This is a genomic window from Acidiplasma sp., from assembly GCF_038728925.1.
Taxonomy (GTDB): domain Archaea; phylum Thermoplasmatota; class Thermoplasmata; order Thermoplasmatales; family Thermoplasmataceae; genus Acidiplasma; species Acidiplasma aeolicum.
This window is the reverse complement of the sequence record NZ_JAVYSZ010000029.1, coordinates 1-6,958: the sequence shown is the minus strand read 5'-3', so window position 1 is coordinate 6,958 and position 6,958 is coordinate 1. Positions and strand designations below refer to the sequence as shown.

The 6,958-nt window shown below is 33.9% G+C and carries 7 protein-coding genes; 4 read left to right on the top strand and 3 right to left on the bottom strand.

The window, feature by feature from the left end:
* Positions 1-775 (bottom strand): endonuclease V (locus QXW15_RS07640; RefSeq protein ID WP_342790279.1); only part of this gene is annotated, 775 nt, incomplete at its 3' end.
* A gap of 109 nt (positions 776-884) precedes the next feature.
* Between QXW15_RS07640 and QXW15_RS07635 the strand changes: the two genes are divergently transcribed.
* Together QXW15_RS07635 and QXW15_RS07630 are read left to right on the top strand one after the other, a co-directional pair.
* A complete protein-coding gene (locus QXW15_RS07635) occupies positions 885-3,578 on the top strand; it encodes an MMPL family transporter (RefSeq protein WP_048100892.1) in 2,694 nt (897 codons plus the stop codon).
* Between the two features lie 26 nt (positions 3,579-3,604).
* Positions 3,605-3,829 carry a hypothetical protein gene (locus QXW15_RS07630; protein WP_048100893.1) on the top strand — a complete coding sequence of 75 codons (225 nt, stop codon included), beginning with the start codon at positions 3,605-3,607 and terminating at the stop codon, positions 3,827-3,829.
* Here QXW15_RS07630 and QXW15_RS07625 read toward each other — a convergent pair.
* Positions 3,826-4,104, bottom strand: coding sequence for a ribonuclease P protein component 4 (locus QXW15_RS07625; protein ID WP_048100894.1), 279 nt, complete (start codon positions 4,102-4,104; stop codon positions 3,826-3,828). The genes QXW15_RS07630 and QXW15_RS07625 overlap by 4 nt on opposite strands.
* Before the next feature lie 41 nt (positions 4,105-4,145).
* Here QXW15_RS07625 and QXW15_RS07620 point away from each other — a divergent pair, with 41 nt between their 5' ends.
* Positions 4,146-4,817: a phosphoglycolate phosphatase gene (locus QXW15_RS07620; RefSeq protein WP_054964463.1), complete on the top strand. Its 672-nt coding sequence runs from the start codon at positions 4,146-4,148 to the stop codon at positions 4,815-4,817.
* Here QXW15_RS07620 and QXW15_RS07615 read toward each other — a convergent pair.
* Positions 4,810-6,039: a dihydroorotase gene (locus QXW15_RS07615; RefSeq protein WP_342790277.1), complete on the bottom strand. Its 1,230-nt coding sequence runs from the start codon at positions 6,037-6,039 to the stop codon at positions 4,810-4,812. The two genes, QXW15_RS07620 and QXW15_RS07615, sit on opposite strands and share 8 nt — an antisense overlap.
* Positions 6,040-6,125: 86 nt before the next feature.
* Here QXW15_RS07615 and QXW15_RS07610 point away from each other — a divergent pair, with 86 nt between their 5' ends.
* Positions 6,126-6,863, top strand: coding sequence for a Xaa-Pro peptidase family protein (locus QXW15_RS07610; protein ID WP_342790276.1), 738 nt, complete (start codon positions 6,126-6,128; stop codon positions 6,861-6,863).
* Positions 6,864-6,958 lie beyond the last annotated feature (95 nt).

The following is a 6,958-nucleotide window of genomic DNA, read 5'->3' as shown; positions in this document are numbered from 1 at the left end:
TTACTATTGTTCTTTTATTTACCTGATAACCCAATGGTTTATTGTTATAATAAATATAATTGTTTCCAATATCGCCAAGCAGCAATGATTTTGCCACCCCAATGGTTTGCTTATTAAACAGCACACCATAAAAGGTTGCAAGTCCACACATTCTTGGATGCAGTATTCCATTACCATCAATCAGGATAATTCCATCAAAATCTCTAACAAGATTTTCTATATACGGTGTTTCATGATATCCAAGATATCCAGGGATATAGGGAAATTTAGATTCTTCTTTAAAGTATCTAACAACAATATTATCACCCTCCTTTATAACCATGGCACCATAACCATATCTGCCAACATATGAAACATCCACTGCCGCAACACTCTTTGGTATCTCATAATCATTTGTATCTATATGTTCTGAAATTTTGTTTTGTTCCATCATTAATTTTTTCAATGGGTAATCGGACTTAAAGTCCCTGAATACGAGCTTATTGAAATTATCTATCTTACCATTAATTACATTTATACCATCATTTTTAAGCCTTCTAATTTTTTCCTCTGCACCAAGGGCATAATTGCCTGCAGTACCATCTGAATAAACTATTTTATAGCAGGGATATTTATCAGGGTAATTATTTAGGGAAAGCATGTATCCAACAGCCCTTGCAGAAATTTTATCACCAAGTGCAACGGCAAGATCACCGTATGTGCTTACCATGCCATCAGGAATCTGTAAAAGCAGGTTATATAGATATGAGTATAAATCTATTTTTGTATAATTCATTAATTTAACATATTTTCCATGCATTTTAATTTTTTGAATATATTAAAAATTCGGTTAAAAAAATGTTTATTAATAAACTTTAAATTTTTTGATTTAATTCGGTACCATAATGTTGGAAAAATCATTCATGAGACTTGGTAAATTCTCTCAAAGAAATAAAAAGAAGATTCTGGTAATATGGATAGTCCTCTTTATATTGATGCTTCCTGCTGCAACGTTGCTTTTTACAGATACATCATACAATGTTTCAAGTTCAATTGTTACAAAGAATTCACCTGCATATGAGGCAAATAAATTGTTAACAGATCAGTTTGGGGGTTCTACAGACCCTGAAATTTTGATTGTTGCAAACAATACAAACTTAAATAATTCTCAAAATGTTAAAAATTTAATTAATTTCCAGGATAATGTATCTAATTATCTAAAATCCACGAATATAGGTTACACAAATACAACCAGTATATTCACAGTAGAGAATTCAACACTTTATTCATTTTCAAAGGAGATTAAGGGTCTTGAAAATGGCATTTATGATTTAAATACGCTTGTGTTATCGTTAAACCTTAAGGGAGAAAACTCAACTAAAATAGCCCAGAATTCCACATTTTCTGCCGGGTTTAATAAAATATTTACTGAGGTGGGTGTAAGCAATTTAAGTTTTATAGATAATGCCATATCGGAATTTAACCATACCAAAAGTATTTCAAAGACATCCCTTTATCTTGCAGTTGATTATTCATACAATTCAAGCATAAACATTACCAAGGGAAACCCATACCTAAAAATAAATGATGATTATTACAGGCCATATTTATATGAACTTAATAATACAACCAGTTTAATGCCGCTGGTAACATCAACAATAGAAAATAATTCATATAACCATTATCCTGTTTTACCCTCATCATATTCCTCTTCATCACTATTAAGCCCATCAAATAATACTGCAATTCTTATATTCCATTATAATGGTAATTTAACAGTTGCAGAACAGAATCATATAACATCAATAGAAAATAAGTATGAAAAAATTATACCTGGAAGCAGTTATTACCTTGCGGGCACAACTGTTTCAAATGACCAGCTTGCCAGCCAGATCCAGAGTGGCATGATAATCGCATTATTAATAGGTATTGTAATATCCATAATTATAGTTGGGCTTTACTTCAGATCAATTGTTGCCGCATTTGTTCCATTTTTAATCTTCCTGTTATCTGCAGTGGTGAGTGGTGGAATCAACGGTTTAATATATAAATACATTTTCGATAAAAAAATATCATTTATAACGCCAACACTGCTATTAATACTTATTCTTGGAATTGCATCGGATTATTCAGCATACATACTGTCAAGATACAGATCTGAAAGAAGAAAGGGAAATAAAAATGCGATACCAGAATCAGCCAAATGGGCCGGTCAGGCAGTATTTACATCCGGTGCAACAGTTGCATTATCATACGTTGTTCTATGGGTTTCAAATATACCGCTATTCAGTGATGCCGGTTTTACCAATGCAATCTCAGCTGTAATTACCATAATAGCGGCAAATACATTTTTAATAGCCCTTATGGCACAGTTAAAGGACAGAATATTTTATCCCGCCAAAATTAAGGAGGGTTCAAAACTTCCATTTGAGCATTCCATGGAGAAGGTTGCCAATTTTACAATTAAAAATAAAAAGAAGATATTTGTAATATTTGTGGTTGTAACCTTTGCATCCCTTGCACTTTATGCCGAGACGCCAACAAACATGGATGTATTTACCCTCCTGCCACCAAGCAGTGGAATACAATCACTGGTTGTTGTAAACAATTCGTTCCATTATGATTTGTTTGATCCTGCGTATATAATTTTAAATTTTACATCCCCATTAGTAATACATAAAAATAATACATATTATTATAATACAACAGAATATAATCAGATACTGTCAATAGAGCATAATCTTTCAAGCTCAGGTTATGTTTCTGACATATACGGAATAGGTTCTCCATTTGGCCAGACTGTGAATTTAACATCTAAAGGTGCATTAGGTGCATTAAATGTTTCACCTGCATATTCCAAGGATTATGCAAGCGCAACAAACTCATATATAGGTAATAATTCTCACTATGCAGAGATAGTTATATATCTTTCAAATATAGCCTGGAGCCCACAGTCCACATCATTTCTTAAAAGTATAGAATCAAAATATTCATCAGGTTCTGACTATAAGGGTTATGCAGGTGGTTTAACAGAGTATCTTAATAATGCATATTCATTTACATCATCCTCCTTCAGCAAGATGGTGCCAATACTTGGTGTGGCTATATTCATAATATTATTAATACAGCTCGGATCCGCATTTACACCATTAAGGCTCATACTAATGGTGATGGCGGCCGTAATTATGTCACTTGCAATAACATATATCATATTCTTTTACATACTTCATTTACCATTAATTATCTTCCTGCCATTATTTGTATTTATAACCCTGCTGGCTGTGGGCCTTGATTATGATATATTTATGGTTACAAAGGTCAGGGAAAATGTTTTAAACGGCATGACCAATGATGATGGAATAAAAAACAGTATCATTGAAAGTGGTGGGGTTATTATGACCCTTGGTTCATTATTATTCGCAACATTTGGTGCATTATATTTCAGCGGAATACCCATAATGCAGGAAATAGGTGTAGGTCTATCACTCGGAGTGCTTGTTGATACCTTTGTCAGCTGGATGTTCTTTGTTCCAAGCGTTATGCTGTTCCTTGATAAGTACAACTGGTGGCCATCAAAAATGAGACAAACGGAAAAATAATATATACAATGCTATATTTAGGTACTATGAAAACATTCCTTAAAGTGATATTCAACAGCGAGGGTACAAAACCCAGTGAAATAGTGGATAGATTAAGGTCACTGGGATTTTCGTTAATAAAAGGAGAACAGGATATGGTATACAACTGGCCCGACTCTGCAACCGCCGAGGATGCCATATGGTTTGCCGATAAAATTCAGGCAACCCTGCAGGGTTTTAAGGTCTATTTTGAACTGGAAACAGTGGATTAATTTTTTATAGGTATTCTTCTTACATCTCCACAGTTCGGGCACGTTATAATCACCAGTCCATTTTTAATTCTAATTCTTTCATTCTTATATGGCAGTTTGCATTTTTTACAGTATGATTTTTTTATATATACTGGTAGTGTGATATCCATCCTTTTTGCAATTCTTTCCATGAGTATAATATATCTTTTAGAATAATATTCATTGGAAATAAGTGATAAATTATATAATTTATTTATTCTATCCATGGCAATTCTATTTAATTTTTGATCTTTCATCTTATTATAAATGTTTATAAATTTTATAAATATTACCAAAAATGATAAGGCTTGTTGTGCTTGATGTTGATGGGACCCTCACAGACAGGGAAAGAAGAATATCAACAGATGCAATAATAAATATCAGAAGGGCTGTGAATTCTGGAGTCCTTATATCATTTGTTAGTGGAAATGCATTACCGGTTATGTTTGGATTAAAAACATTCATAGGCACAAATGCACCGGTATTTGGTGAAAACGGTGGCATAGTGCTTATTAATGATACCATTAAGACATTCTTTAGTAAGGAAAAATGTGATAAATTCCTTGATGAGATATCAAAAACAACAAGTGCAAGGCCCATGTTTACAAACATCTGGAGGCAAACATCATCGGCATTTACAATGGATGAAAAAGACTATGAATTCATATCAAAGGAGGCTGAAAAGCGGGATTTATACATTGTGAATAGCAAATTTACATGGCATGTCATGAATAAGGGCCAGGATAAGGCATATGCCGTTAATTTCCTTAAGAAGTTTTATAATTATGATTACAACGAGATACTGGTTATGGGAGATTCTGACAATGATTTAAGCATGTTTGATCTCCCTGTTAAAAAAGCAGCACCGGCCAATGCATCAGAAAATATAAAGGTAAAAAGTGAATATGTATCAGAATTTGCTTACGGAACCCAGGTGGGTGATGTCTTTAAATACTTTGGCATCATTTAAGCTCCCTTATATATTTTCCAGTATGATCCTCTATTATTTCTCTTGAAGATACAATTTTTATACCCCTCATGATTACATCATCCGGGAATATTACATCAAAGCCATTAAAGGGTGATTCTGGATTTTTTGAGTGGAGCCTGTAATCGTTGAGCCTCTCCATTGAGGTAAAATCAACAGTCATAAAATCTGCATAATTGCCTATTTTTATCTCACCCTTTTTTATATTAAATATTTTTGCAGGATTATATATCGCAGTTTTTATGAACACATCCATGGATAAGACCTTTTTCTGTATTAATGCAAGCATTAGTGGAATCCTGGTTTCAACCCCTATTATGCCGGCTGGTGCATATTCAAAATCTGCCTTCTCATTCTGTGTATGCGGTGCGTGGTCGGATGATAAAATATCATAGCTTCCTGATATATATTCATCGAGTAAAAGGCCCTGAAGTTCGCGGCTTCTTAATGGTGGATTTACCTTTCCATAAGAACCAAGATCCATTTCATCATTGAGCATCAGGTGATGCGGTGTTACCTCCCTTAAATATTGCGTTTTTATATTATGTGTTAGGTGCGCTATTATTCCCTTTTTAAATCCCATTTTGCTGGCAGTGCTAACTGCAGAATCCTCGCATTCTGGCGGCCTGGATTTATTATAATCCATCAGGTTTTTTGCCTCAATATGATTTTTTTGGAGGCATACAGGATCCTCCGCATGGAATACAACTGGTATTTTAAGATCATTTATTCCATTAATATCACTGGCATTATAATTATTTAGTCCACTGGCATTTGTTGTGCTTCCCATGTATATTTTTATTCCAGAGGAATCCTTATCAATGATATCAAGGTTATTTCCAGTGAACATCGAATAAAGGCCAAAATCCGAGTATGCCTTTCTGCGGACTATTTCAAGTTTATCCCTGTATGCAGAATAATTGTCAATTTTTATTTTATTATTGGGCATATCAAATATTGTTGTTGTACCTCCTGCAATTGCCGAGATGGTGCCTGTTCTAAAATCCTCCTTTTCGGTTTCACCAGGATCACGGAAGTGAACATGTATATCTGTGCCTGCAGGAAAGACCGCATGGCGCAATATTTCCCTTTTAAAATTAATATGCTTTTTTATTTCTGATATTTTTCCATCACATACGCCTATATCAAGATCCTGAAACTGCCCATTATAATAAAATTTTCCTGAAAATACTTTATCGTACATTATATATGTAAATGTATGTTCAATATTTAATATTATTATTCAATTGTTAATCGAAATTGTTATATCTAAAATTAAGATAAATAATAATGAAAAGTGAGAGAATATTTGATTACGTCAGGGATGTCGACACGGCACTTATAATAAATGGCGGGGAAAACCAGATAGATAAAACATTCTTTTATATTACCGGTGCAAAAAGCGGTATATTTGAGGGTTCAGCATTATTTATCAGGCCTGATGAGGTAAAAATTATCACATCAGAGCTGGAGGAACAGGCTGCAAGAGAAACAGGCTATGACGTAATTATATTTAAAACAAGGGATGAATTTAACGAGATTATCAAAAAAATTTTTGAAAACCATACAAATATAGGCATCAACTATTCAGCAGTTTCACTGGAACAGTATAAAAACATTCTTAAAATTATTCCAGATAAGGAATTTATAGACATATCGCAGTCCATACTTGAGGCAAGAAAAATAAAGGAGGATGATGAGATATCAAAGATAAGGGAGGCCGCAAAAATAGCCAGCGATTCTCTTGAGGACGTAATACCAAAAATTAGGGAGGGCATGACAGAAATAGAACTGGCCGCAGAGGTGGTTTATGCCATGATGAAAAACGGCGCATCAGGAGAATCATTTAGCACAATAGTTGCATTTGGTAAAAATTCATCCATGCCCCATTATTTTCCAGGAAAAACAAAATTAAAAAAGGGCGATTTTGTTTTAATAGATTACGGTGCTGTTTATCAGAGGTACTGCTCCGATACAACAAGAACAATGGTTTTTGGGAGGGCCAGTGAAGAGCAGAAGGAAATATAGGAAATTGTTAAAAGGGCACAGCATGAGAGCATGATAAAAATAAAGGAGAATGTAAATGGCCGCGATATAGATAAACTAGCCCGTGATATTATAGA

What these genes read in the sequence shown, in the direction of transcription:
- QXW15_RS07635 (WP_048100892.1), top strand. Translation starts at nt 885, where the DNA reads ATGTTGGAAAAATCATTCATGAGACTTGGTAAATTCTCTCAAAGAAAT.
- QXW15_RS07630 (WP_048100893.1), top strand. Translation starts at nt 3,605, where the DNA reads ATGAAAACATTCCTTAAAGTGATATTCAACAGCGAGGGTACAAAACCC.
- QXW15_RS07625 (WP_048100894.1), bottom strand. Translation starts at nt 4,104, where the DNA reads ATGAAAGATCAAAAATTAAATAGAATTGCCATGGATAGAATAAATAAA.
- QXW15_RS07620 (WP_054964463.1), top strand. Translation starts at nt 4,146, where the DNA reads ATGATAAGGCTTGTTGTGCTTGATGTTGATGGGACCCTCACAGACAGG.
- QXW15_RS07615 (WP_342790277.1), bottom strand. Translation starts at nt 6,039, where the DNA reads ATGTACGATAAAGTATTTTCAGGAAAATTTTATTATAATGGGCAGTTT.
- QXW15_RS07610 (WP_342790276.1), top strand. Translation starts at nt 6,126, where the DNA reads ATGAAAAGTGAGAGAATATTTGATTACGTCAGGGATGTCGACACGGCA.